This window comes from Ferrovibrio sp., assembly GCF_965278975.1.
Lineage (GTDB): Bacteria > Pseudomonadota > Alphaproteobacteria > Ferrovibrionales > Ferrovibrionaceae > Ferrovibrio.
Window position 1 is genome coordinate 1,480,578 of the sequence record NZ_OZ257126.1, and the last position, 22,241, is coordinate 1,502,818.

A 22,241-nucleotide genomic window follows, 5' to 3' on the forward strand; every position below is an offset into this window, starting at 1 on the left:
TAGCGTTATCTCAATCACTGGCTTACTTCCCGATGCAGAAATCGCGGAACACGATGTCGAGTATATCCTCGACGCCGACGCTGCCGGTGATGCGGCCCAAGGCGCGGGCGGCCAGCCGCAGGTCCTCGGCGGCGAGTTCGGTGTCGCCGTCATTGGCCAGGAACCGCGCCAGGGCGGCATGGCAATGTTCCAGCGCCTCGCGATGCCGGGCGCGGGTCAGGCTGGCGGTGCCGGACGGGCTGTAGCGCGCGGCGATTTCGGTGCCGAGTAATTCAAGCAGTTCATCCAGCCCGGCGCCGGTACTCACCGAAAGCGGCAGCACCGGACGGCCTTGATAGCTGGCACCTTCGGGCAGCGGCCGGGTGTCGGTCTTGTTGGCGATCAGCAGCGTGTCGCTGTCGATCAGCGCCGCTGTTGCCGCAGGCAGGTCGGGCCAGGCGGCGGCGTCGATCACCACCAGTTTGAGGTCGGCGCTGTCAGCGCGGGCGAGCGCGCGGCGCACGCCTTCGCTTTCGATGCGGTCGGCGGTTTCGCGCAGCCCCGCGGTATCGGCCAGCACCACCGGATAGCCGCCGAGATCGAGATGCACTTCCACGATGTCGCGCGTGGTGCCGGCGATGTCGGAAACGATCGCCGCCTCGCGCCGCGCCAGCGCGTTGAGCAGGCTCGACTTGCCGACATTCGGCGCGCCGAGGATGACGACGCCGACGCCATCGCGCAGCCGCTCGCCGCGCCGGTTATCGGCGAGATGCGCCGCCAGCTCGGCCGAGAGCGCCCGCACCTGTGGCTTCACGGCGTCGGCCACGCCTTCGGGCAGGTCTTCCTCGGGGAAATCGATATCGGCTTCCAGATGCGCCAGCGCCCGCAGCAGGCTCTGGCGCCAGCGTTCGTAAAGCCGGCCCAGTTCGCCCTGAAGCTGGGTCAGACCCTGGCGGCGCTGGGCCTCGGTCTCGGCGTCGATCAGGTCGGCGATGGCCTCCGCCTGGGTCAGGTCGAGCTTGCCATGGGCGAAAGCGCGGCGGCTGAATTCGCCGGGTTCGGCCAGCCGCAGGCCGGGCCGGGCGCGGAGCGCGGCGAACAAAGCCGCCAGCACGGCGCGGCCGCCATGGATATGGAATTCCGCCACATCCTCGCCGGTGAAGCTGCCCGGGCCGGGGAACCACAGCACCAGGGCATCGTCGATGGCGCCGCCGGTGGCATCCTTGAGCAGCGCCCGGGCAGCCTGGCGCGGCGGTGGCAGCCGGCCCGCCAGAGCGGTGAGCGCCGGGCCGGCGCCGGGGCCGGAAAGCCGCACCACCGCCACCCCGGCCCGCCCAGGAGCGCTGGAGAGGGCATAGATCGTGCCAGTAATGTCCTGGCCTGGCAGGCCCGAGCTTGGCATAGCAGCGTTATTTCTGCTTCTTGGCCTTGTGGTCCGGGCCGTCTTCGGGCCGCAGCAGCAGGCGCTCGACCCGGCCACCCTGACGCACATGCACGTCCAGGATTTCGTCGATATCGGCGAAAGTCTCGGCGCGATACCAGATGCCGTCCGGGTAGATCACTATCGCCGGGCCGACCTCGCAGCGTTCCAGGCAGCCGGCATTGTTCACCCGCACCCCGTCCTCCAAGTCCAGGCCCAGTTCCTTGGCCCGCACCTTCATGTAGTTGCGCAGCTTTTCCGAGCCCTTGCGGCCGCAGGAGCCGCGCGGATGGTTCTCCGGCCGCTCGTTGGTGCAGACGAAAATATGGGCGCGGTAAAAATCTGCCGGATCGCCGGGAAGCTGGGTCATGGGCTTGAACTCGCTGTTACTTTTTACCGTTGCCGGGGGTGGTTCCGGTGGTGAATTGCGACAGGAAGAACCGCTGGATCTGCTCCATGCTCTGCAACCCCAGCGGGGCCCAGGTCTTGAGCAGGCTTTCCGGGTCCATGGCATTGAGCGAATTCATCACCCGCTCCTGCATCTGCGCCATCACCGCTTCCTGCAACGGCTGCACATCCGGCAGGCCGAGGAAGGCGCGGGCTTCCTCTGGCGTGCAGTCCACGTTCACTGTTATCTTCATCCGGCTCTCCTCTGCTGCAAGAACATCAACCCGGCCAAAGGCATAACAGAGGCATACCTAGCATGACCGATGCCCCGTTGTCAGGTGATCCGCTGCAGACTGGCGACCCGTTGCAGTCTGGTGATCCGCTGCTGCTGGCCAGCCGCAACAACCTTGACCGTGCCGCCTCGCCCTATCTGCAGCAGCATAAGGACAACCCGGTGCATTGGCAGCCCTGGGGCCCCGGTGCGCTGGCCGCCGCGCGGGCGCTGAACAAGCCGATCCTGCTCTCTGTGGGCTATGCCGCCTGCCATTGGTGCCATGTCATGGCGCATGAGAGTTTCGAGAATCCCGAAATCGCCGGGCTGATGAACCAGCTCTACGTCAATATCAAGGTCGACCGCGAGGAACGGCCGGATATCGACACGCTGTACATGAACGCGCTGCATCTGCTCGGCGAGCATGGCGGCTGGCCGCTCACCATGTTCCTCACCCCCGATGGCGAACCGTTCTGGGGCGGCACATATTTTCCGCCCGAGCCGCGCTATGGCCGCGCCGGTTTTCCCGATGTGCTGCGCCGCGTCTCGGAGGCCTATCACACCAAGCCCGATGCCATCGCCAAGAACAAGGCCATGCTGGTGCAGGGCCTGCGCCAGATGGCGCGGCCGCAGGCGATGGAAAGCATCAGCCTGGATGCCGCGATCCTCGATCAGGTGGCCGAGCAATTGCTGAGCCATGTCGATCCGGTGCAGGGCGGCCTTGGCGGCGCGCCGAAATTTCCCCAGAGCGGCATCTTCGAGGCGATCTGGCGCGCCTATCTGCGCACCGCGCGGCCGGATTATTCCTCAGCCGTGATCACCACCGCCGTGCGCATGGCTCAGGGCGGCATCTACGATCATCTCGGCGGCGGCTTCGCGCGCTACTCGGTGGATGCCGAATGGCTGGCGCCGCATTTCGAGAAGATGCTCTACGACAACGCGCTGTTGCTGGAGCATTTCGCGCTGATCGAGGCTGAGACCCATGATCCGCTGCTGCGCCAGCGCATCGAGGAAACCGTAGCCTGGCTGGAGCGCGAGATGCTGGCGGAAGGCGGCGCCTTCGCCGCCACGCAGGATGCGGATTCAGAAGGCGAGGAAGGCAAGTTCTACGTCTGGCAGAAAGCCGAGATCGATGCGCTGCTCGGTGCCGACGCGGCTTTCTTCGCTGAGCATTACGATGTCGAGGACGCGGGCAACTGGGAGCACAAGGTGATCCTGCGCCGCTCGCTCAAGCCCGATCTGCTCGATGCAGCGGGCGAAGCGCGGCTGCAAGCCTGCCGCGAGAAACTGTTTGCAGTGCGCGACAAACGCATCAAGCCGGGCTGGGACGACAAGGTGCTGGCCGACTGGAACGGCCTGATGATCGCCACGCTGGCTGGCCTGTCGCGGCAATACAAGCGGCCTGGCTGGCTTGGGCTGGCCGAGCGCGCCTGGGGCTTCATCACTACCACGATGGCGGTGGGCGATGACCGCCTGGGCCATTCCTGGCGCCAGGACCAGCTGATCTATCCCGGCATGCTGGATGACTATGCCGCCATGACCAAGGCGGCGCTGGCGCTCTATGAAGCCACCGGCAACCCGGCCTATCTCGAACAGGCGAAACGCTGGCTCGCCACCCTGCAGGCGGATTATGCCGATGCGGTGCATGGCGGCTATTTCCTCACCGCGCGCGATGCCGAGGCCCTGGTGGCGCGCAGCCGCGTGATTGCCGACAATGCCACGCCGTCGGGCAACGGCCTGCTCACCGGCATTTTCGCCCGGCTGTGGTATCTCACCGGCGATGTTGCCTGGCGCGAAGCCTGCGAAAGCCAGCTCGGCGCCTTCTCGGGCGAGGCGACGCGCAACTTCTTCCCACTCGCCAGCTTCCTCAACGGCGCTGATCTCTATGCCAACGCGGTGCAGGTCACCATCCTCGGCCATCGCGGCGAACCGGCCACCGAGAAAATGATCGATGCCGCCTATGCGCTCTCGCTGCCGAACCGGGTGCTGCTGGTGGCCGATCCGGCCAAGCCGCTGCCGGAAAGCCATCCCGCCCATGGCAAGACCCAGGTGAACAACCTGCCCACCGCCTATATCTGCGTCGGCCAGACCTGCGGCCTGCCGGTGACGCTTGCCGACGAGCTGACGGCGCAGTTGCGGGCGACGCGGGGAATTCAGTAGGCCGGGTTCCCGCGCCAGCGGGGTGGTAACCCGCTGCCGAAAACCATGCTGGCGCCGCCTTTGGCCTCGCTTAAAGCCGAGCGGAATGCCATCCTGCGGGCGCTGGATTTGCTGATCATCGGCCATTGATGGCATCGGGTATTGATGACCACCCCGGATACGAAGACCGAGAACCGCGCGCAATTGCGCGACCTGAAGCGCCGCCAGATCCTGGACGCCGCCAAGCGCATCTTTGCCGAACACGGCCTGGAAGCCGCCACCATGCGCGAAATCGCGGCGGCGGCCGGCTGCACCACCGGCGCGATCTACCCGCTGTTTCCGGCCAAGGAGGAAATCTACGCCGCCCTGCTGCGGGAATCGCTGGAGAATGTGGAAGGCGCGGTGCTCTCAGCCCTGGCCCAGGCGCGGCAGGATGGCGAGAAGCTGAAAGCCGCCGCCCATGCCTGGTTCGAGTATTACGCCGCCCGGCCGGCGGAAGTGTCGCTCGGGCTCTATCTTTTCCGTTCCGACAGCCGCCCCGGCCTGACCCGCCAGGGCCTGGGCCGTGATATCGACCGCGACCTCAATGACCGCCTGCGCCAGAGCCTGGAAGGCTTCGCCGCCTGCCTGCGCCGGCTGGGCCAGCTTTCCGAGACGCTGACCGAGATCGAGACCGCCAGCCTGTTTGCGCATTTGCTCGGCCTGCTCACCGCGCACCATACCGGGCGGCTGAAGCCGCTGAACCAGGAAGCGCCGCCGCTGCTGGACCATCACCTGGACGCCCTGATCGCCCGGCTGCAATGGGAGTATGCCATGGCGGGAGCAAAATTGATAACGCTGTTATGCGCCATGCTGCTGCCAGGCATTGCCGGGGCCGCTGAACGCGTCATCGAGTTGACCCCCCGCCCTGGCGCCAGCCTCCGTATCCTCGCCGACCAGCCTGCCGGCACCGCCAGGGGCGTTGTGATCCTGCTCGCCGGCGGCAGCGGTATCCTCGATCTTTCACCCGAGGGCAAAATCGGCGGCCTGGCCGGAAACCAGCTGATCCGCAGCCGCCAGGGCTATGTCGCCGCCGGCTATGCCTATCTGGCACCCGATATCGCCAGCGACCTGAAAAACCAGAACAGCTACCGCTTCAAGCCGGAATTCGCCAACGATATGGCCCTGGTGGTGGCGGAAGCGCGCAAACTTGGGCTGCCGGTGCATGCGGTCGGCACCAGCCGGGGCGCGGTTTCGGTGGCGGCAATCTTCAATGCCGCGCGGCCCGAGCGCCCCGATAGCGCCGTTATCACCTCGGGCATGCTGATCAGCCAGAAGATCCCGGCGGCGGACACATTGGGGCCAAGCCAGATCCGCGTGCCTGTGCTGCTGCTGCGCCACCGCGACGATGCCTGCGCCGTCACCCCGCCCGGCGACGCCGACCGCTACAAGGCGCTGCTGGTCAATGCGCCGCGCGTGGATATCCAGACGGTGAGCGGCGGCGCAGCCCCCAAGGGCGATCCTTGCGAAGCCGCGCATTATCACGGCTTCTGGGGCATGGATGGCGATGTGGTGAAGGCGATTACCGCCTGGCTCGGCGGGATAAACCCGTAACATTGTTATCCATAGATAACGACGTTACTATAACTGGTGCCCGCTGCCGGACTCGAACCGGCACGGCCTTGCGGCCTCGGGATTTTAAGTCCCGTGCGTCTACCAATTCCGCCAAGCGGGCAGGCTGACCAGCGATCGGTTGTCTAGCATAAGCCGGCCCGGACCCGCTAGCATGGCCCCCATGATCCAGCCCCCCGCGATCCAGCCCCCAGCGCCCACTCAGACCGAACGCCGCCTCGATATCGACAATCTGCGCAGTCTGGCTGTGCTGCTGCTGCTGGTGTTCCACACCGCGCGGCTTTTCAACATCGAGCCCTGGCATATCAAGGACCCGCACTACACCCAGGTGGCCGATACCATCGTGCGGGCGCTGAACCAGTGGCATATGCCGATCCTGTTCCTGCTCGCCGGCATGAGCCTGGCCTATGCGCTGGCCAAGCGGTCCAGCGGCCAGATCGCGCGCGAGCGGCTCAAGCGCCTGCTGCTGCCGCTGGCTTTCGGCATGCTGGTGATCGTGCCGCCGCAGGTCTATGTCGAGCGCATTTCACCGCAGATCCCGAACCGCCAGAGCCCGCTGAATTTCGACGGCAGCTACATCGACTTCCTGCCCCATATCACCCAATGCTGCTACCCGGCGGGCAATTTCTCCTGGCACCATCTCTGGTTCGTCGCCTATCTGCTGTTTTATTCCCTGCTCGCCCTGCCGCTGATCGCGGCCCTGCGCAGCGCCAGAGGAGAAAAGCTGGCGGCATGGTTTGCCGAGGGCTACCGCCCCTTCCTGCTCGGCCTGCCGGTGCTGGCGGGGGAAGTGCTGCTGCGGCCCAGTTTCCCCAGCACCCATGATCTGGCCACCGACTGGGCCAACCATGCGCATTACTTCTATCTGCTGCTGCTCGGCTGGATGATCGCCGCCCATCCCCGGCTGGAACAGGCGATCCATGGCCTGCTGCGCCCGGCGGCTTTCATCGCCGCCGCCTGCACCTTGCTCTGGCTCGCAGCTCTCGACCGCCAGATCACCTTGCCCGCGCCACTGCCGCGCCTGCTGCGGCTGGCCGGCGAAGTCGGCTGGCTCTTTGCCCTGCTCGGCTGGGGCGCGCTGAAGCTGAACCAGCCGCTCCGCTGGCTCGGCGATTTCAGCCGCTATTCCTATGCCTTCTACATCTTCCACCAGACCGTGATCATCCTGCTCGGCTGGTGGCTGCTGAGCTGGGCCGCCTGGTGGCCGCTGAAATTCATTGTCGTGATGCTGGCCGCCGGCGTGATCAGCTATCTTTTAAGCAAGGCTGCCGATACCAACCCGCTCACCCGGCTGGCGCTGGGCCTGGGGCCGAAGCGCTGACGGCATGAAAAAAGCCGGCGGTTTGACCCGCCGGCTTTTTCGTTGGATTAGGCTCGCGGCCTATTCGGCCGGGCCGGGATGGATCACCGCCGCGTTCGGCACCTTGCGGCCCGTGGTGAAGCGGCGCAGCACCACATAGAAGACCGGGGTGAGGAACAGGCCCACCAGGGTGACGCCGATCATGCCGTAGAACACCGCGGTGCCGAGCGAGCGGCGCATTTCAGCGCCCGCGCCCGAGGCCGTCACCAGCGGCAGCACGCCGAGGATGAAGGCCAGAGCGGTCATCAGGATCGGGCGCAGGCGCAGGCGGCAGGCTTCCACCACGGCATCCACCGCGTTCTTGCCGTCATGCTCAAGCTGGCGGGCGAATTCCACGATCAGGATCGCGTTCTTCGCGGCGAGGCCGATCAGCACCACCAGGCCGATCTGCACCAGCACGTTGTTGTCCAGCCCGGTGAATTTCACACCGGCCAGGGCAAACAGCATGCTCATCGGCACGATCAGCATGATCGCCAGCGGCAGCACCCAGCTTTCATACTGGGCCGCCAGCGCCAGGAACACGAACACGATGGCCAGCGCGAACACGAACAGGGCCGTGTTGCCGGTCATGCGTTCCTGCAAGGCGATCTCGGTCCACTCAAAGCCCTGGCCGGGTTCCAGCACGCTGGCGGCCAGATTCTCCATCACGCTCAGTGACTGGCCGGTGGAGATGCCGGGCGGCGTGTTGCCCTGCAGCGGCACCGACACATACATGTTGTAGCGCTGGATCAGGTCGGGGCCGGAAGACTCCTTGATCTCGATCAGGCTGCCCAGCGGCACCAGATCGCCGCTGGCCGAACGCACCTTGAGATTCAGGATGTGATCCTGATCCAGGCGGAATTGCTGATCAGCCTGGGCGCGCACCTGGAAGATGCGGCCGAAGGCGTTGAAGTCGTTCACATAGGCCGAGCCGAGATTGATCTGCAGGGTCTGGAACACGCTGCTCAGCGGCACGTTCAGCATCTGCGCCTTGGTGCGGTCGATCTCGAGGAAGACCTGCGGCGAGGAAGCCGAGAAGGTGGTGAACACGCCGGTGACGCCCGGGGTCTGCTGCGCCCGGCCCATCATCTGATAGGCAGCGGCGAGCAGCGGCCGCACATCATCCGAGGTACGGTTCTGCAGCTGCATCTTGAAACCGCCGCCCGAACCGATGCCCGGCACCGCCGGCGGCGGGATGGCGATGACGAAGGCTTCCTCGATCGGCATCAGCTTGCCGATCATCTGGCCGATGATGACATCGGCGGTGAGGCCATGCGGCAGGCGCTCCTCGAACTTGGTGAACGGCGTGAAGATCACCGAGGCATTCGACGCGTTGGTGAAAGTGGCGCCGTTGAAGCCCGGGATCGCCACCACATTGGCAACGCCCGGGGTGCCTTCGATCAGCTTGGTCGCCTTCTGCGTCACTTCATCGGTGCGGCTCAAAGAGGCGCCATCGGGCAGCTGGATCACGACGATGGCATAGCCACGGTCGAGCGGCGGGATGAAGCCCTGCGGCACGGTACGGAACAGGAAGACGGTCGCCGCCACCAGCAGGCCGTAGAAGCCGAGCATCAGCAGGCGGCGCTTGACGATGCCATTGACGCCGCGCGCATAACCGTTGCTCATCTTCTCGAAGCCGGTGTTGAAACCGCCGGCCAGGCGGCCGAAGAAGCCCGGCTTGTAGCCGGCATCGCGCTTGGCATGGGCTTTCAGCAGGATGGCGCCCAGCGCCGGCGACAGCGTGAGCGAATTGAACGCCGAGAGGATGGTGGCGCCGGCAATGGTGAGCGCGAACTGCTTGTAGAACTGGCCGGAGATGCCGGGGATGAAGGCCGTGGGGATGAACACCGCCGAGAGCACCACGGCAATGGCGATCACCGCCGTGCCGACCTCGTCCATGGTTTCATGCGCCGCGTCTCTGGGTGAGAGGCCATCGGCGATGTTGCGCTCGATATTCTCCACCACCACGATGGCGTCGTCGACCACGATGCCGATGGCCAGCACCAGGCCGAACAGGCTCAGCACGTTGAGCGTGAAGCCGAAAGCCAGCATCAGCGCGAAGGTGCCGATCAGCGACACCGGGATCGCCAGGATCGGGATCAGCGCCGCGCGCCAGTTCTGCAGGAAGACCAGCACCACCAGGGCCACCAGGATGATGGCCTCGATCAGCGTCTTGTACACCTCGTCCACCGACTGGGCGATGAACTCGGTCGGGTTATAGACGATGGTGTATTCCAGGCCGGGCGGGAAATCCTGCTTCAGCTCGTTCATCCGGTTGATGACGCTCTGGGCGGTTTCCAGCGCATTGGTGCCGGGGCGCTGGAAGATGCCGAGCGCCACCGCGGTCTGGCCATCCAGATACGAGCGGCTGTTGTAATCCTTGGCGCCGAGTTCGACGCGGGCGACATCGCGCAGCCGCACCAGGCGGCCGCCGGTGCCGGATTTGACGATCACCTCGCGGAACTGGCGCACATCCTCGAAGCGGCCCTGAGTGGTGACGATGGCCTGCAAGGCGTTGCTGTCAGGTGCGGGCTGCTGGCCCAGCGTGCCGCCGGAAACCTGCACATTCTGCGCCTGCAACGCCTGCACCACATCGCTGGCCGAAAGGCCGTAGGACGACAGGCGGTCGGGGTCGAGCCAGATGCGGATCGAGTATTCGCTGCCGCCGAACACGATGACATTGCCGACACCGTTCAGCCGCAGCAGCTGCTCGCGGATGCGCATCTGCATGTAGTTGGCGATGTAGAGTTCGTCATAGCGCTTATCGGGCGAGAGCAGATGCACGACCATGATGAAGTCGCCGGCCTGCTTGTTCGTCGTGATGCCCTGGCGGCGCACTTCTTCCGGCAGGCGCGGCTCGGCGATGGAGACGCGGTTCTGCACCTGCACCTGGGCTGTATCCAGATTGGTGCCCGGGCGGAAAGTGATGGTGAGCTGCATCACGCCATTGGCGGTCGAGTAGCTCGACATATAGAGCATGTTCTCGACGCCGTTGATTTCCTGCTCGATCGGCGTTGCCACGGTGCGGGCCACGGTCTCGGCATCGGCGCCGGGATAGACCGCCGTGACGTTGATCTGTGGCGGCGCGATTTCCGGATATTCCGTGACGGGCAGGAAACGGAAGGCGATGACACCGAGAATCACGGTGACGATGGAGACGACCGCCGCGAAGATCGGGCGGTCGACGAAGAAGTGACCGAATTTCATGGCTGTGTGCCTTACTGCTTCGCCGGGGCGGCGCCGCCCGGGGGCTTAGGAGCCGGCAGCGCCATCAGGCCGGCCCAGGTCGCCGGCAGTTGCACCGGCATCGGCGTCACCTTGCCGCCGCCCATGCGCACGCGCTGCAGGCCGTTGATCACCACGGTTTCGTCGCCCTTCAGGCCCTCGCGCACGATGCGGTAATTGTCGGTGCGCGAGCCGAGCCGTACCGGCTGCTGGCGCACGCTGCCGTCATCGCCCACCACATAGACGAAGCGGCGGCCGAGATCGGTGAGGATGGCTTCATCGGGCACCAGCACGCCACGGTATTGCGGGCTGCCCGGCACGGCGATGCGGCCGAACAGGCCGGGGGTGAGGAACTGGTCCTTGTTCTCCAGCGTGGCGCGCAGCCGCATGGTGCCGGTGGCGGCATCCAGGCGGTTATCGGTGAAAGTGAGGTTGCCCTTATGCGGGAAGCCCTTCTCGTCGGCCAGCGCCACGGCGACTTCCAGCGAGCGACCGCCGTTACCGTTGCTGCTCGATGCGCCTTCGCGCGCCAGGCGCTGATAGGCCAGGAAGGAACGCTCGTCGATATCGAAATAGAAGTAGATCGGATCCTGCGCCACGATGGTGGTCAGCAGGGTCTCGTTCTCGCGCACCAGGTTACCCTCGGTCACCAGCTTGCGGCTGATGCGGCCGGAGATCGGCGCGCGGATTTCGGTGAAGCTCAGGTTGAGCCGGGTGGTTTCCACCGCGGCGCGGGCACCGGCCAGATCGGCCTGGGCCGAAAGCAGCGCCTGCCGGCGCTGATCGAGCTGGGCTTCGGCTGCGGTGCCGCTGCGCGCCAGGCGCTCGTAACGCTCGAATTCCAGCTTGGCGAGATCAAGACGGGTCTGCACCGAATTGAGGCTGGCCTGGGCCTGATTGAGGCTGGCCTGGTAGGGCCGGCGGTCGATCACCACCAGCAATTCGCCTTCCTTGACCTGGGTGCCTTCCTTGAACGGGATGCTGTCGATGAAGCCGTTCACCCGCGCCCGCACATCCACACTCGCTGAAGCCTCGAAGCGGCCAGTATATTCGTCCATCTCGACGATATCCTTGACCACCGGCTTGGCCACCGTCACCGGCGGCGGACCGCCCGGGCCCATCTGGGCCAGAGCAGCCGTGCTGGAGAAGCCAAGGGAAGCAATCAGCGCCAGGGCGGCGGCGATGGCGGAGCGGGGAGAAGTATGATTTTGCATGGCGCCATTAATAGGGCGGCGCGGCCTATTCGCAAGTGCGAATTGGTTTATTCGCTCATACTTGGGTTTAAAAAGGTTTCACTATGACAAGTATCACAATGCCGATCATCAGCAGGGTGGGGACTTCGTTCATGTAGCGATAGAAGCGCGCCGTGTGGGTATTTGCATCTTCAGCAAAATGCCGGCGCCAGCGGGCATAGCCGGCATGGATCAGCTGCATGCCGAGCAGCAGCAGCAGCTTGCCGTGAAACCAGCCGGACGACCAGTGATTGCCCTGCCAGGCCAGTAAAAGCCCGAAAATCCAGGCCGCCAGCATCGCAGGGTTGATAATGGCGCGCAGCAGCCGGCGCTCCATGATCTTGAATGTCTCGGATTGCTTCGAGCCGGTTTCGGTATCGACATGGTAAACGTAAAGCCGGGGCAGGTAGAACATGCCCGCCATCCAGGCGATCACGCTGATCACATGCAGCGCCTTCAGCCAGTCATACAGCATGGGAATCCTTACCTCTCGCCGCTTTGAATATCAGGCCTTGCAGGCGCAGCCGCTGAAATTTGTCGGACAAAGCCGGCGACTGTCCTGGCTGCAGACCGAGCCATCATAGACCGCTCCGCGTGCCAGCCGCGCCAAGCCTTGAATGAAATCCGGCGCAATACCCACGGTGGCGACACGGTGATAGGCCGGCACGCCCTTTTCATGTGCCAGCTCGCCATATTCGATATCCAGTTCAACCAGGGTCTCGGAATGCTCGGAGACAAAGGCAATGGGCGCCAGCACGATGGCCTTGCGGTCCTTTCCGGCGCGCTCGATCTCGGCATCCGTCGACGGGCCGATCCATTCCAGCGGCCCGACGCGGCTCTGGTAGCAGACCTGCCAGTCGAGATCCGGAATACCCAACGCAGCCACGATGGCCGCAGCCGTCTGTTCCACCTGCCATTGATAGGGATCGCCGGCAGTGATGATCTTCTTCGGCAGGCCATGGGCCGAGAACAGCAGCCGGTGCGGCTGGCTGCTCACCTGGGCCAGCTTGTCGCGGATCAGCGCAGCCTGGGCGGCGATGAAGCCTGCCTCCGTGGGGTAGCAGCCAACCGTCGCGGTCGGCAGGGCAAGGCCGGCGGCAGCCGCCATGCGCTGCCAGTCGAGCAGGCTGGAGGCGGAGGTGGTGGTGGAGAATTGCGGATAGAGCGGCAGCAGCAGCACCCGCTCGGCGCCCCAATCCTTGGCCGCCTGGGCCGCATCGGCGGCAAACGGTTTCCAGTAGCGCATGGCAATGAAACAGCGGTAATCCGGGCCAAGCGCGGCTTCAAGGGCACGGGCCTGGGCTTCGGTCTCAGGCAGGATCGGCGAACGGCCACCAAGTTTGGCATAGATCTCGGTCGCCACCTTGGCGCGGCGGCGCGATATCAGCTTGGCCAGCAGCCAGCGCGGCAGGCTGGGCAGTCGGATGATCGCCGGATCATTGAACAGATTGAACAGAAACGGCTGCACGGCTTCGGGGCCGTCCGGGCCGCCGAGATTGAACAGGATGACAGCGGTTTTCATGGGCAGGATGGGGTTTTCATGTTGAATCAGGCCGCCGCGTTGGCGCCGCGCACCAGGGCGATGAGCTGTTCGACATGCGCCACCGGGGTTTCCGGCAGGATGCCATGGCCAAGGTTGAAAATGTAATTGCGGCCCTGGAAGGTTTGCAGCAGCCGCTGCACCGCATCGGCCATCATGCTGCCGCCGGCCAGCAGCAGGCGCGGATCGAGATTGCCCTGCACCACTGTGCCCCGGCTCCACAGATTGTCGCGCGCCCAGGCCAACGGCAGGGTGTAGTCGATGCCCAGCGCATCGGCGCCGGTCGCAGCCTGGAAGCCGGCATAATTCACCCCGGCACCGCGCGGGAAGGCAATCACCTTGACGCCCGGATGCTTCGCTTTCAGCCGGCTGATGATCATTTTCACGGGCAGCACGCAGCACCGCTGGAAGGCTTCATCGGGCAACACCCCTGCCCAGGTATCGAATAATTGTACGACCTCGGCACCAGCCTGGATCTGCCGATCCAGGTATTCCACCGTGGCATCGGCCAGCAGGGTCAGCAGCCGGTCCAGGCCCTTCGGGTTGCCATAGGCCCACATCTTGGCCGCCGCCTGATCGTTGCCGCCACGGCCTTCCAGCATGTAGGTCGCCACCGTCCAGGGCGCGCCGGCAAAGCCGATTAGGGTGGTTTCGGCCGGCAAAGCAGCCTTAATCCGCGCCACGGCCTCATAGACCGGATTAAGCCGCTGGTGGATGGCGCCCGGATTGAGCTTGACCAGTTCGCCCTCGGTACGGATCGCGTCCAGCACCGGCCCCTCGCCCTCCTTGAAGGCCAGGCCCTGGCCCAGCGCCTGGGGCAGCAGCAGGATATCGGCGAACAGGATTGCGGCATCGAAGCCGAAACGGCGGATCGGCTGCAGCGTGACTTCGGTGGCCAAGTCTGGATTGTAGCAGAGGTCCAGGAAGCTGCCGGCCTGGGCGCGGGTGGCGCGGTATTCCGGCAGGTATCGGCCAGCCTGGCGCATCAGCCAGATCGGTGGCCGGGCCTGGGGCTCGCCATTCAGGGCGCGGAGAAAGGGTTTGGAACTGGCAGGAAGGACTGTGCTCATGGCCCTATTCCTTTCCTATTTAACTTTAAAAATAAAGAGTTGGAGATGTTGTTGGTCCGGTGGATAACGGGAATTCTTATAACCTCGCCGGCTATGCCAGATTCCATCCCAACCCTGGTCGCGGCCTGGTCTGGGAACCCAATATCCTGCAACAACTTGTGCGACTCCCAAGGATTCCAGCAGGTTAAAGCCGGGGATAAGTTGGATAACGACGGAATCATGACGCCTCTGTGCCATTCCCCCGCTATCCACAGGGGGGTAACGGATTCAGCAGGCAACGGGGGCGTTGCTTGCAGAATTTGACCTAAGCGGGCATGAAAAAGACCGGATCGTGGATAACCCCCGCCTTATCCACGTTATACCGTTTATCAACAGGCCGGACTTGGAGCTGCAATCTTGTCGCCGGATACCGTCGCCCAGCGTACGCCGCATATCCATCTGGTGTCGGACTCCACCGGCGAGACCCTGAAATCGGTCGCCACCGCCGGCTTGGTGCAGTTTCAGAAATCCCACGAAGAAGTCGAAATCCATAGCTGGTCGCTGGTGCGCACGGCGGCGCAGATGCAGCGCACCGTCGATGCCATTGCCAAGACCGGCGGCCTGGTGCTGTTCACCCTGGTCGATCCGCAATTGCGCGATGCCCTGGTGAAAGGCTGTGCCAAGCACCGCATCGGCTATATCGCCGTGCTCGATCCGGTGATCCATGCCATGGGCAAATATTTCGGTGAGAAGGCGCGCAACCTGCCCGGCCGCCAGCATGAACTCGATGCCGAATATTTCGCCCGCATCGATGCCATGCATTTCACCATTGCCCATGACGATGGCCAGCATACCGAGGATATCGACAAGGCCGATATCGTGCTGGTCGGCGTGTCGCGCACCTCCAAGACACCAACCTCGATCTATCTCGCCAACCGCGGCTACAAGACCGCCAATGTGCCGATTGTGCCGGGCCTGTCGCTGCCCACCGAATTGCATGGCAATTGTCAGCCTTTCGTGGTCGGCCTCACCACCTCGCCCGACCGCCTGGTGATGGTGCGGCGCAATCGCCTGATCAGCATGAACGAACAGGCTGAAACCGATTATGTCGATATCGAGCAGGTGCGTGCCGAAGTCGCCGAGGCGCGGAAAATCTGCGGCAAATATAATTGGCCGGTGATCGACGTGACCCGCCGCTCGATCGAAGAGACCGCCGCCGCGATCCTCAATCTCTATGCCAAGCGCCAGGAGCAGCTGAAAGAGCAGCAGGCCGGCGGGGATTGCCTGTAATGGCATATGCTGTGATGGAGTATGGCCTGTGAGTCTGATTCTGGCTTCCGCCAGCCAGGCGCGCGCCGGCATGCTGCGCGCTGCCGGCCTCGATATCGAAGCGATTCCGGCGCGGATCGACGAAGAAGAAATCAAGCTGGCGCTGAAAGCCGAACAGGCGCCGGCGCGTCAGGCGGCCGAGGCCCTAGCCGAACTGAAGGCGCAGCGCGTGGCGCGGCTGCCGCACTTGGCCAATGACCAGCGCTTCATCATCGCCGCCGACCAGATGCTGGTCTGCGAGGATGAATGGTATGACAAGCCGGCGGATATCGCGGCGGCGCGGCAGCAATTGCTGAAACTGCGCGGCAAGCCGCATCAGCTCATCTCTGCCGTGGTCGCCGCCCGCTCCGGCGGCATCGTCTGGCGCCATATCGACAGTGCCACGCTGACCATGCGCGATTTCTCCGAAGGCTTCCTCGATGCCTATCTGGCGCAGGCTGGCGAGGCCGTGCTCGGCTCGGTCGGTGCCTATCAGCTCGAAGGCCTCGGCGTGCAATTGTTCAGCCGCATCCAGGGCGACTACTTCACCATCCTTGGCCTGCCGCTGCTGCCGCTGCTGGTTTTCCTGCGCGACAACGGCATCGTGCGGCCATGAGCGACGACCCCGTGATACCGCGTGCTGGTGTGATCGGCTGGCCGGTGGCGCATTCGCGCTCGCCGAAACTGCATGGCTATTGGCTGCGGCATTATGGCCTCCAGGGCCGCTATGACCGCCTACCGGTGCCGCCGGAAGGCCTGGCTGAATTCATCGCCGCGCTTCGTGCTGGCTGGGCCGAGGGCTTTCGCGGCGTCAACGTGACGATCCCGCACAAGGAAGCGGTGATGCCGTTTCTGGACGAGATCGATCCCGGCGCCCAGCGCATCGGCGCGGTGAACACGATCACGCTGCGGCCCGATGGCAGCCTGCATGGCCGCAATACTGATGCCTTCGGCTTCATCGAGAACCTGAAAAGCGGCGCGCCGGCCTGGAAGCCACAGGCCGCCCCGGCGGTGGTGCTCGGCGCCGGCGGCTCGGCGCGCGCCATCTGCATCGCCCTGCTGGATGAAGGCGTACCAGGCATCACCCTGGTCAACCGCTCGGTGGACCGGGCCGAGGCCCTGGCTGAGTCTCTGAGCGGGCTGAGCGATCGCCCGGTCTCGGTGGCGAACTGGGCGGCGGCACCGCTGGCCCTGGAAGGCGCCGGGCTGCTGGTGAATACCACCAGCTTAGGCATGGCCGGGCAGCCGCCGCTGGAGCTTGATCTGGCGCCGCTGCCGGCGGCAGCGGTGGTCAATGATATCGTCTATGTACCTCTGGAAACAGGGCTTTTGGCCCAGGCCAGGGCACGCGGGCATACGACAGTGGATGGCCTCGGCATGCTGCTGCACCAGGGCCGGCCGGGCTTTGAATCCTGGTTCGGGGTGGCGCCGGAAGTGACCCCCGGCCTGCGCGAGGCAGTGCTGGCGGATTAGCTTAGCTAACTTAGCTAAGCTAGACTAGCTAACTTAAGTTAGCTAACATGGCCGCATGACGATCAAGGTCAATATCCACGAGGCCAAGACCACGCTCTCGAAGCTGATCCAGGCCGCCAAGGACGGCGAAGAGGTGATCATCGCCCGCGCCGGCATGCCGGAGGTGCGTCTGGTGCCGGTGCCGGAAGCAGTAGAGAAGCCACGCCGTCGTTTCGGCGGCGAATGGACCGGCAAGGTCTGGTATGCACCGGATTACGATCAGGCCGATGCCGAGATCGAGCGCGATTTTCTTGAGAGCAAGATTTTCCCGGACGGTGACGTTTGAGACTGCTGCTCGATACCCATGCCCTGCTTTGGTGGCGCAGCGAGACCAAGCGTTTCGCACCGGAAACTTACGAAGCGATTTCCTGCGGTGAGCATCCGGTGGTGGTTTCCCATGTCACGCTCTGGGAAATCGCGATCAAGAATGCGCTGGGCAAACTTGATGCGCCAGACAACCTGCTCGACCTCTGTGCCAATGACGGCTTTGAATTGCTGCCCGTCGACCTGCCGCATATCGAAGCGGTGCGCCAGTTGCCCCAGCTGCATCGCGATCCCTTCGACCGCATGCTGGTGGCGCAGGCGCGGGTCGAGCGGCTGACCCTGGTGACGCGCGATGCCAGCATGATGCGCTATGATGTGAAAGTGATGAACGCATGATTCTGCTCGGCCTCACCGGTTCGATCGGCATGGGCAAATCCACCGTCGGCGCCATGTTCCGCCGGCTCGGCATCCCGCTGTTCGATGCCGATGCGGCGGTGCATGAACTCTATGCCCCGGGCGGCGCTGCCGTCGCGCCGATGGCGGCTGAATTTCCCGAGGCGCTGAAAGACGGCGGCATCGACCGCACGGTCTTGGCGGCGCAGGTGATCCGTGATCCGGCCAGCCTGAAGCGCATCGAGGCCATCGTGCATCCGCTGGTCGGCCAGGCGCGGCAGGATTTCCTTAGCGCCGCCCGCGCGCGCGGCGAAAAGCTGGTGGTGCTGGATATCCCGCTGCTATTCGAAGGTTTCAGGGCGCGTGGCAGCACGGCGGCCCAGGAAGGCATCGGCCATGTGGCGGTGGTGAGCGCGCCGGCGGAACAGCAGCGCGCCCGCGTGCTGGCGCGGCCGGGCATGACGGAAGAGAAATTCGCCGCCATCCTGGCCAAGCAGGTGCCGGATGCGGAAAAACGCAGCTTGGCCGATACAGTGATCGATACCGGCACCGATATGGCAGATACCGAAGCGCAGGTGCGCGCGCTGGTGGCGCGGCTGACCGGGGGGATTTGAACCATGACGCGCGAAATCGTGCTCGATACCGAAACCACCGGCATCCGGCCCGAGGAAGGCGACCGTGTGGTGGAAATCGGCTGCCTGGAGCTGATCAACCATCTGCCCACCGGCAAGACCTTTCACAAATACATCAACCCTGAACGCGACATGCCGGAAGAAGCCTTCCGCGTGCATGGCCTGTCGGAAGAATTCCTCCGCGACAAGCCGAAATTCGTCGAGGTCGTCGATGCATTCATCGACTTCATCGGCGATGCCCCGCTGGTGATCCATAATGCCGCTTTCGATATCGGCTTCCTCGATGCCGAACTGAAGAAGATCGGCCGCGAGGCCATCGGCCTGGCGCGCGGCATCGACACGGTGCGCATCGCGCGCACCAAGTTTCCCGGCGCCCAGGTGTCGCTTGATGCGCTCTGCCGCCGCTTCAACATCGACAATTCCGGCCGCGTCAAGCATGGCGCCCTGCTCGATGCCGAATTGCTCGCCGAGGTCTATCTCGAACTGGTCGGCGGCCGCCAGCAGGGCTTGAGCCTCGCCGGCCTCGATAACGATCCGATGGCGCTGGCGCCGGTGGCGGCGCCGCGCGGCCCGGCGCGGCCGGTGCGGCCCCATGCCGCCAGCGAGGAAGAACTGGCGGCCCATGCCAAGTTCATCGCCAAGCTGAAGGAACCGATCTGGCTCAAGCCGGATTAGGGATTGTTGCTGTAATTCCCCGGTGTCACCCTCGCGCCAGCCCTTCGGGCCTGTGCGCCCACGAACGCTTTCTGCGTTCGCGCGCTTACAGAGGGTCCCATTTGATACTGGAATGGGATACCCGCTTTCGCGGGTATGACAGTAAAAATAGAAAGCGTTCTTGGTTCTTGCTGTCTCTTACGGCGACAGCCGATAGACCCGCACCGTGTAGGGCGGGAAATCTTCTTCGATCTCGGTACCGCCGCGCTGCAAGGCCGGCGGCGGATCATTGTCGAACCAGCGCTCGATGCGGCGCATCGGCTGTGGCAGCAGCAGGTTCAGCTTCCAGGGCCGGTCGGTGACATTCACGGCGAGCAGCGTGTAGCGATCATCGAAACTTTTCAGCAGCAGGCGCAAAGGCGTGCCTTCCGATGGCATCGCATCGGCAGGCACGCCGTTATCCAGCGGCAGCAGCCGCACGCGGTAATCGAACATCGCCGTGTGGCTCAGCAGGGCCGGTGTCAGGCGTTCGATCTCGCGGTTCATGCGCGCAATCGCCTGCCACAGGCTGCCGGCGGCGGCGACCTGGTTCGGCGTCGGCTGCAACATGCGGGCCGGGTTCTCGCCGAAAACCTGTACGCCGTAATCCAGCGGCGGACCTGGCGCGATGCCGAGCGCGCCGATGCTGCGGCTGGCATAGCTGTCCTCGGCGAACCAGACCAGGCCGCTGGCGCCTTCCGCCAAAGCGCCATAGGCCAGGGCGCGCGCTTCCTGCGGCGTCGGCAGGCGGCGCTCCTCTCCCGGCGCGGCGAAAGCCTGCAGCACGGTCCAGACCGGCCGGGGCCGCGCGGCTTCCGATTGCGCCGCTACGCGCTGGCGCAGCGCACTCAACCCCTCCCTGCCGCCAAGGATCGCCGGCCTGTTGCTGTGGAAGGGAAACAGCCGCACCAGGTCGATATTGGCCGGATCGAACCAGGCGATGTCGTCGATCTCGATAGAATCCGTTTCGCCCGGCCGGGCGCGCGGCATCACCGCCAGCAGCCGCGAACCGGCGGCGGCCTGCAATATCGCCTCGCGCGGCTGTTGCGGCCAGGGCGCAATGCCATTGAAGCCGGCGGCGGCGGCATTGGCGAAGCCGAAACGCACCCCGCGCTGGTAATCCACCATGGCATTGTCGAGCACCAGGGCGAACAGCGAGCGCGCCGGATCCAGGCTCTGGCGCGGCAGGCCGAGGCGGTCGGTATGCGGCACGCCGCCGCGATGCCGGGCGAAGCCGGCATCCTTCATTTCACGCCATAGCTCGGGCGCGGCAGCGGGCGGCGGCGCGCTATCGGCGCAGGCGGCGAGCCAGAGCAGCGGCAGCAATAACAGGGAGCGCCGCCGCATCTGGGTTGCTCTAGTGGTGGTGTGCCTCGGTGAGGCGGTCCATCCAGGCCAGCAGCACGCCGGAAACCACGAAGGCCATGTGGATGCCGACCAGCCAGGCAAGCTGCACCTGGTCGATCGACTGGATGTTCATGAAGGCGCGCAGCAGCTGGATCGCCGAAATCGCCACGATGGAGGCCAGCAGCTTTAATTTAAGGCCGGAGAAATCCACCTTGCCCATCCATTCGGGACGGTCCTTGTGGTCGGCCACGTCGATCTTGGAAACGAAATTCTCATAGCCGGAGAAAATCACCAGCAGCAGCAGGTTGCCGGCCAGTGACAGGTCGATCAGTGCCAGGATGGAAAGCACCACCTCTGACTCGGTCATGCTCAGCACCGCCGGGGTGACATGCAGCAATTCCTGGCCGAACTTGACCAGCAGCAGCACCAGGCAGAAGGAGAGGCCGAGATAGAACGGCGCCATCAGCCAGCGGCTGCCGAAAATCGCCTTCTCCAATAAATGTTCCATCATGCCATATCCCTGGGCTGTAACTGTGGTGCAACTCCGGCCAGAGAATAGCGAAACGCCGGGCGCTGGACCAGGGGCCGGGCTTTACGCCAAGATGACGGCCACGACATGAAAAACGGGAGAACGCCATGAGCATGATGGACTGGAACGAGTATCGCAAACAACTCGCGGGGGCTGTCGGCACGATTGCTCAGCTCAACCCCGATATGGTGGCCGGCTACCGCGCCATGAACGGCGCGGGCAAGCAGGTTGGCGGGCTGGGCGAAAAGATGCGCGAACTGATCGCGCTGTCGGCTGCCATCTCGCTGCGCTGCGACGGCTGCATCGCCGTGCATACCGCGGCGGCCTTGAAGGCCGGGGCGACCGAAGCCGAGATCGCCGAAACGCTCGGCGTGGCGATTTCGATCAATGCCGGTGCCGCCATGGTCTATTCCGCCCGCGCCATGGATGCGGTGGCACAGTACCAGGCGCACAAGGCCGGCAAAGCTCAAGGGGCGGAGTAAGACCGTATGACCGACCTGTATGCCGAATTCACCAGCCTGCGCATCGGCCGCCCGGCCGACCGGGTGCTGGATATCACCATGATCGCCAAGGACGGCAAGCTGCCCACTGCTGACGCGGTGATGCATCGCGAACTGGCCGAGATCTGGCGCGTGGTGGATGCAGACCCGGATGTGGCAGCGGTGATCCTGCGCGGCGAGGGGCGCGGCTTCTCGGCTGGCGGCGATTTCGCCATGGTGGAGCAGATGACGCGGGATTTCGATACCGTGACGCGGACCTGGAAGGAAGCCCGCGACCTGGTCTACAACGTCATCAACTGCTCCAAGCCTATCGTTTCGGCCATGCATGGCCCGGCGGTGGGTGCCGGCCTGGTGGCCGGCCTGCTCGCCGATATCTCCATCGCGGCGAAGAATGCCCGCATCATCGATGGCCATACCCGCCTCGGCGTCGCCGCCGGCGACCATGCCGCCATCGTCTGGCCGCTGCTGTGCGGCATGGCCAAGGCGAAGTATCACCTGCTGCTCTGCGAGCCGGTGAGCGGCGAGGAAGCCGAACGGATCGGCCTGGTGTCGCTCTGCGTCGATGAGGCCGAGCTGTATCCCAAGGCCCTGGAAGTGGCGCAGAAGCTGGCCGCCGGCTCACCCACGGCGGTGCGCTGGACCAAATATGCCCTGAATAACTGGCTGCGCATGGCCGGCCCCAGCTTCGATGCCTCGCTGGCGCTGGAAATGCTCGGTTTCGGCGGCCCCGATGCCCGGGAAGGCCTGGCCTCGCATCGCGAAAAGCGCCCCCCCGCCTTCAGCCGCACGGCGCCGCTTTAAGGACACAACCCCGGCAATTATTCAGGGTGGCCCGGTAACTGTTTAGGCGGGATTCTGTGCTATAGCTGCG

At 64.7% G+C, this 22,241-nt stretch carries 22 protein-coding genes and 1 tRNA gene; 12 read left to right on the forward strand and 11 right to left on the reverse strand.

Annotation, left to right across the window (positions count from 1 at the left end):
* Window positions 1-22 precede the first annotated feature (22 nt).
* From mnmE to ACQY7X_RS07245, 3 genes are read right to left on the reverse strand one after another with little or no spacing between them, the layout of a single operon-like run.
* Window positions 23-1,381 carry a tRNA uridine-5-carboxymethylaminomethyl(34) synthesis GTPase MnmE gene (gene mnmE / locus ACQY7X_RS07235; protein WP_428249186.1) on the reverse strand — a complete coding sequence of 453 codons (1,359 nt, stop codon included), beginning with the start codon at window positions 1,379-1,381 and terminating at the stop codon, window positions 23-25.
* A gap of 7 nt (window positions 1,382-1,388) precedes the next feature.
* Window positions 1,389-1,769 (reverse strand): (2Fe-2S) ferredoxin domain-containing protein, encoded by a 381-nt coding sequence (locus ACQY7X_RS07240; RefSeq protein ID WP_428249188.1) that lies wholly within the window; start codon window positions 1,767-1,769, stop codon window positions 1,389-1,391.
* A 16-nt stretch (window positions 1,770-1,785) separates the two neighbouring features.
* Entirely contained in the window at window positions 1,786-2,040 is a 255-nt protein-coding gene (locus tag ACQY7X_RS07245) for a DUF6489 family protein (RefSeq protein WP_428249189.1), read from the reverse strand.
* A gap of 62 nt (window positions 2,041-2,102) precedes the next feature.
* On the opposite strand from ACQY7X_RS07245, the gene ACQY7X_RS07250 reads away from it, so the two are divergent.
* Together ACQY7X_RS07250 and ACQY7X_RS07255 are read left to right on the forward strand one after the other, a co-directional pair.
* Complete coding sequence (locus tag ACQY7X_RS07250) at window positions 2,103-4,217, forward strand: thioredoxin domain-containing protein (protein ID WP_428249190.1); 2,115 nt, start codon at window positions 2,103-2,105, stop codon at window positions 4,215-4,217.
* 144 nt (window positions 4,218-4,361) lie between these two features.
* Window positions 4,362-5,789 (forward strand): TetR family transcriptional regulator, encoded by a 1,428-nt coding sequence (locus tag ACQY7X_RS07255; protein WP_428249191.1) that lies wholly within the window; start codon window positions 4,362-4,364, stop codon window positions 5,787-5,789.
* 34 nt (window positions 5,790-5,823) lie between these two features.
* On the opposite strand, the gene ACQY7X_RS07260 is transcribed toward ACQY7X_RS07255, so the two are convergent.
* Window positions 5,824-5,910: transfer RNA gene (locus tag ACQY7X_RS07260), tRNA-Leu, on the reverse strand.
* Window positions 5,911-5,970: 60 nt separating this feature from the next.
* Here ACQY7X_RS07260 and ACQY7X_RS07265 point away from each other — a divergent pair.
* A complete protein-coding gene (locus ACQY7X_RS07265; RefSeq protein ID WP_428249192.1) occupies window positions 5,971-7,128 on the forward strand; it encodes an acyltransferase family protein in 1,158 nt (385 codons plus the stop codon).
* A gap of 60 nt (window positions 7,129-7,188) precedes the next feature.
* Here ACQY7X_RS07265 and ACQY7X_RS07270 read toward each other — a convergent pair whose 3' ends face one another.
* The 5 genes from ACQY7X_RS07270 to hemE all read right to left on the reverse strand — a co-directional run bounded on the left by ACQY7X_RS07270 (window position 7,189) and on the right by hemE (window position 14,213).
* On the reverse strand, window positions 7,189-10,353 hold the full coding sequence (locus ACQY7X_RS07270) for an efflux RND transporter permease subunit (protein WP_428249193.1): 3,165 nt from the start codon (window positions 10,351-10,353) through the stop codon (window positions 7,189-7,191).
* A gap of 11 nt (window positions 10,354-10,364) precedes the next feature.
* Window positions 10,365-11,585 carry an efflux RND transporter periplasmic adaptor subunit gene (locus tag ACQY7X_RS07275; RefSeq protein ID WP_428249194.1) on the reverse strand — a complete coding sequence of 407 codons (1,221 nt, stop codon included), beginning with the start codon at window positions 11,583-11,585 and terminating at the stop codon, window positions 10,365-10,367.
* Window positions 11,586-11,652: 67 nt separating this feature from the next.
* Entirely contained in the window at window positions 11,653-12,078 is a 426-nt protein-coding gene (gene hemJ / locus ACQY7X_RS07280) for a protoporphyrinogen oxidase HemJ (RefSeq protein WP_428249195.1), read from the reverse strand.
* A 30-nt stretch (window positions 12,079-12,108) separates the two neighbouring features.
* On the reverse strand, window positions 12,109-13,125 hold the full coding sequence (hemH, locus tag ACQY7X_RS07285) for a ferrochelatase (RefSeq protein WP_428249196.1): 1,017 nt from the start codon (window positions 13,123-13,125) through the stop codon (window positions 12,109-12,111).
* A gap of 26 nt (window positions 13,126-13,151) precedes the next feature.
* Window positions 13,152-14,213: a uroporphyrinogen decarboxylase gene (gene hemE, locus ACQY7X_RS07290; RefSeq protein ID WP_428249197.1), complete on the reverse strand. Its 1,062-nt coding sequence runs from the start codon at window positions 14,211-14,213 to the stop codon at window positions 13,152-13,154.
* A 396-nt stretch (window positions 14,214-14,609) separates the two neighbouring features.
* Between hemE and ACQY7X_RS07295 the strand changes: the two genes are divergently transcribed.
* From ACQY7X_RS07295 to dnaQ, 7 genes are read left to right on the forward strand one after another with little or no spacing between them, the layout of a single operon-like run.
* Window positions 14,610-15,482 (forward strand): pyruvate, water dikinase regulatory protein, encoded by an 873-nt coding sequence (locus ACQY7X_RS07295; RefSeq protein WP_428249198.1) that lies wholly within the window; start codon window positions 14,610-14,612, stop codon window positions 15,480-15,482.
* A gap of 28 nt (window positions 15,483-15,510) precedes the next feature.
* Window positions 15,511-16,116: a Maf family protein gene (locus tag ACQY7X_RS07300; RefSeq protein ID WP_428249199.1), complete on the forward strand. Its 606-nt coding sequence runs from the start codon at window positions 15,511-15,513 to the stop codon at window positions 16,114-16,116.
* On the forward strand, window positions 16,113-16,973 hold the full coding sequence (locus ACQY7X_RS07305) for a shikimate dehydrogenase (protein ID WP_428249200.1): 861 nt from the start codon (window positions 16,113-16,115) through the stop codon (window positions 16,971-16,973). The genes ACQY7X_RS07300 and ACQY7X_RS07305 overlap by 4 nt, the downstream gene beginning before the upstream one ends.
* A gap of 55 nt (window positions 16,974-17,028) precedes the next feature.
* The gene (locus tag ACQY7X_RS07310; RefSeq protein WP_428249201.1) at window positions 17,029-17,298 is read left to right on the forward strand and encodes a type II toxin-antitoxin system Phd/YefM family antitoxin; all 270 of its coding nucleotides are present in this window, start codon (window positions 17,029-17,031) and stop codon (window positions 17,296-17,298) included.
* Window positions 17,295-17,672 carry a type II toxin-antitoxin system VapC family toxin gene (locus ACQY7X_RS07315; RefSeq protein ID WP_428249202.1) on the forward strand — a complete coding sequence of 126 codons (378 nt, stop codon included), beginning with the start codon at window positions 17,295-17,297 and terminating at the stop codon, window positions 17,670-17,672. The genes ACQY7X_RS07310 and ACQY7X_RS07315 overlap by 4 nt, the downstream gene beginning before the upstream one ends.
* Window positions 17,669-18,283 (forward strand): dephospho-CoA kinase, encoded by a 615-nt coding sequence (gene coaE, locus ACQY7X_RS07320; RefSeq protein ID WP_428249203.1) that lies wholly within the window; start codon window positions 17,669-17,671, stop codon window positions 18,281-18,283. The genes ACQY7X_RS07315 and coaE overlap by 4 nt, the downstream gene beginning before the upstream one ends.
* Window positions 18,284-18,286: 3 nt before the next feature.
* Entirely contained in the window at window positions 18,287-18,976 is a 690-nt protein-coding gene (gene dnaQ / locus ACQY7X_RS07325) for a DNA polymerase III subunit epsilon (RefSeq protein ID WP_428249204.1), read from the forward strand.
* A 177-nt stretch (window positions 18,977-19,153) separates the two neighbouring features.
* Here dnaQ and ACQY7X_RS07330 read toward each other — a convergent pair whose 3' ends face one another.
* The gene (locus tag ACQY7X_RS07330; protein ID WP_428249205.1) at window positions 19,154-20,341 is read right to left on the reverse strand and encodes a hypothetical protein; all 1,188 of its coding nucleotides are present in this window, start codon (window positions 20,339-20,341) and stop codon (window positions 19,154-19,156) included.
* Between the two features lie 10 nt (window positions 20,342-20,351).
* On the reverse strand, window positions 20,352-20,852 hold the full coding sequence (locus ACQY7X_RS07335; protein WP_428249206.1) for a TIGR00645 family protein: 501 nt from the start codon (window positions 20,850-20,852) through the stop codon (window positions 20,352-20,354).
* Window positions 20,853-20,977: 125 nt separating this feature from the next.
* Between ACQY7X_RS07335 and ACQY7X_RS07340 the strand changes: the two genes are divergently transcribed.
* Both ACQY7X_RS07340 and ACQY7X_RS07345 read left to right on the forward strand, forming a co-directional pair.
* Window positions 20,978-21,352 carry a carboxymuconolactone decarboxylase family protein gene (locus tag ACQY7X_RS07340; protein WP_428249207.1) on the forward strand — a complete coding sequence of 125 codons (375 nt, stop codon included), beginning with the start codon at window positions 20,978-20,980 and terminating at the stop codon, window positions 21,350-21,352.
* A gap of 6 nt (window positions 21,353-21,358) precedes the next feature.
* On the forward strand, window positions 21,359-22,171 hold the full coding sequence (locus ACQY7X_RS07345; protein WP_428249208.1) for an enoyl-CoA hydratase/isomerase family protein: 813 nt from the start codon (window positions 21,359-21,361) through the stop codon (window positions 22,169-22,171).
* Window positions 22,172-22,241: the final 70 nt, after the last annotated feature.

Coding starts and splice junctions, on each gene's coding strand:
- mnmE (WP_428249186.1), bottom strand. CDS start 1,381: ATGCCAAGCTCGGGCCTGCCAGGCCAGGACATTACTGGCACGATCTAT.
- ACQY7X_RS07240 (WP_428249188.1), bottom strand. CDS start 1,769: ATGACCCAGCTTCCCGGCGATCCGGCAGATTTTTACCGCGCCCATATT.
- ACQY7X_RS07245 (WP_428249189.1), bottom strand. CDS start 2,040: ATGAAGATAACAGTGAACGTGGACTGCACGCCAGAGGAAGCCCGCGCC.
- ACQY7X_RS07250 (WP_428249190.1), top strand. CDS start 2,103: ATGACCGATGCCCCGTTGTCAGGTGATCCGCTGCAGACTGGCGACCCG.
- ACQY7X_RS07255 (WP_428249191.1), top strand. CDS start 4,362: ATGACCACCCCGGATACGAAGACCGAGAACCGCGCGCAATTGCGCGAC.
- ACQY7X_RS07265 (WP_428249192.1), top strand. CDS start 5,971: ATGATCCAGCCCCCCGCGATCCAGCCCCCAGCGCCCACTCAGACCGAA.
- ACQY7X_RS07270 (WP_428249193.1), bottom strand. CDS start 10,353: ATGAAATTCGGTCACTTCTTCGTCGACCGCCCGATCTTCGCGGCGGTC.
- ACQY7X_RS07275 (WP_428249194.1), bottom strand. CDS start 11,585: ATGCAAAATCATACTTCTCCCCGCTCCGCCATCGCCGCCGCCCTGGCG.
- hemJ (WP_428249195.1), bottom strand. CDS start 12,078: ATGCTGTATGACTGGCTGAAGGCGCTGCATGTGATCAGCGTGATCGCC.
- hemH (WP_428249196.1), bottom strand. CDS start 13,125: ATGAAAACCGCTGTCATCCTGTTCAATCTCGGCGGCCCGGACGGCCCC.
- hemE (WP_428249197.1), bottom strand. CDS start 14,213: ATGAGCACAGTCCTTCCTGCCAGTTCCAAACCCTTTCTCCGCGCCCTG.
- ACQY7X_RS07305 (WP_428249200.1), top strand. CDS start 16,113: ATGAGCGACGACCCCGTGATACCGCGTGCTGGTGTGATCGGCTGGCCG.
- ACQY7X_RS07310 (WP_428249201.1), top strand. CDS start 17,029: ATGACGATCAAGGTCAATATCCACGAGGCCAAGACCACGCTCTCGAAG.
- coaE (WP_428249203.1), top strand. CDS start 17,669: ATGATTCTGCTCGGCCTCACCGGTTCGATCGGCATGGGCAAATCCACC.
- dnaQ (WP_428249204.1), top strand. CDS start 18,287: ATGACGCGCGAAATCGTGCTCGATACCGAAACCACCGGCATCCGGCCC.
- ACQY7X_RS07330 (WP_428249205.1), bottom strand. CDS start 20,341: ATGCGGCGGCGCTCCCTGTTATTGCTGCCGCTGCTCTGGCTCGCCGCC.
- ACQY7X_RS07335 (WP_428249206.1), bottom strand. CDS start 20,852: ATGATGGAACATTTATTGGAGAAGGCGATTTTCGGCAGCCGCTGGCTG.
- ACQY7X_RS07340 (WP_428249207.1), top strand. CDS start 20,978: ATGAGCATGATGGACTGGAACGAGTATCGCAAACAACTCGCGGGGGCT.
- ACQY7X_RS07345 (WP_428249208.1), top strand. CDS start 21,359: ATGACCGACCTGTATGCCGAATTCACCAGCCTGCGCATCGGCCGCCCG.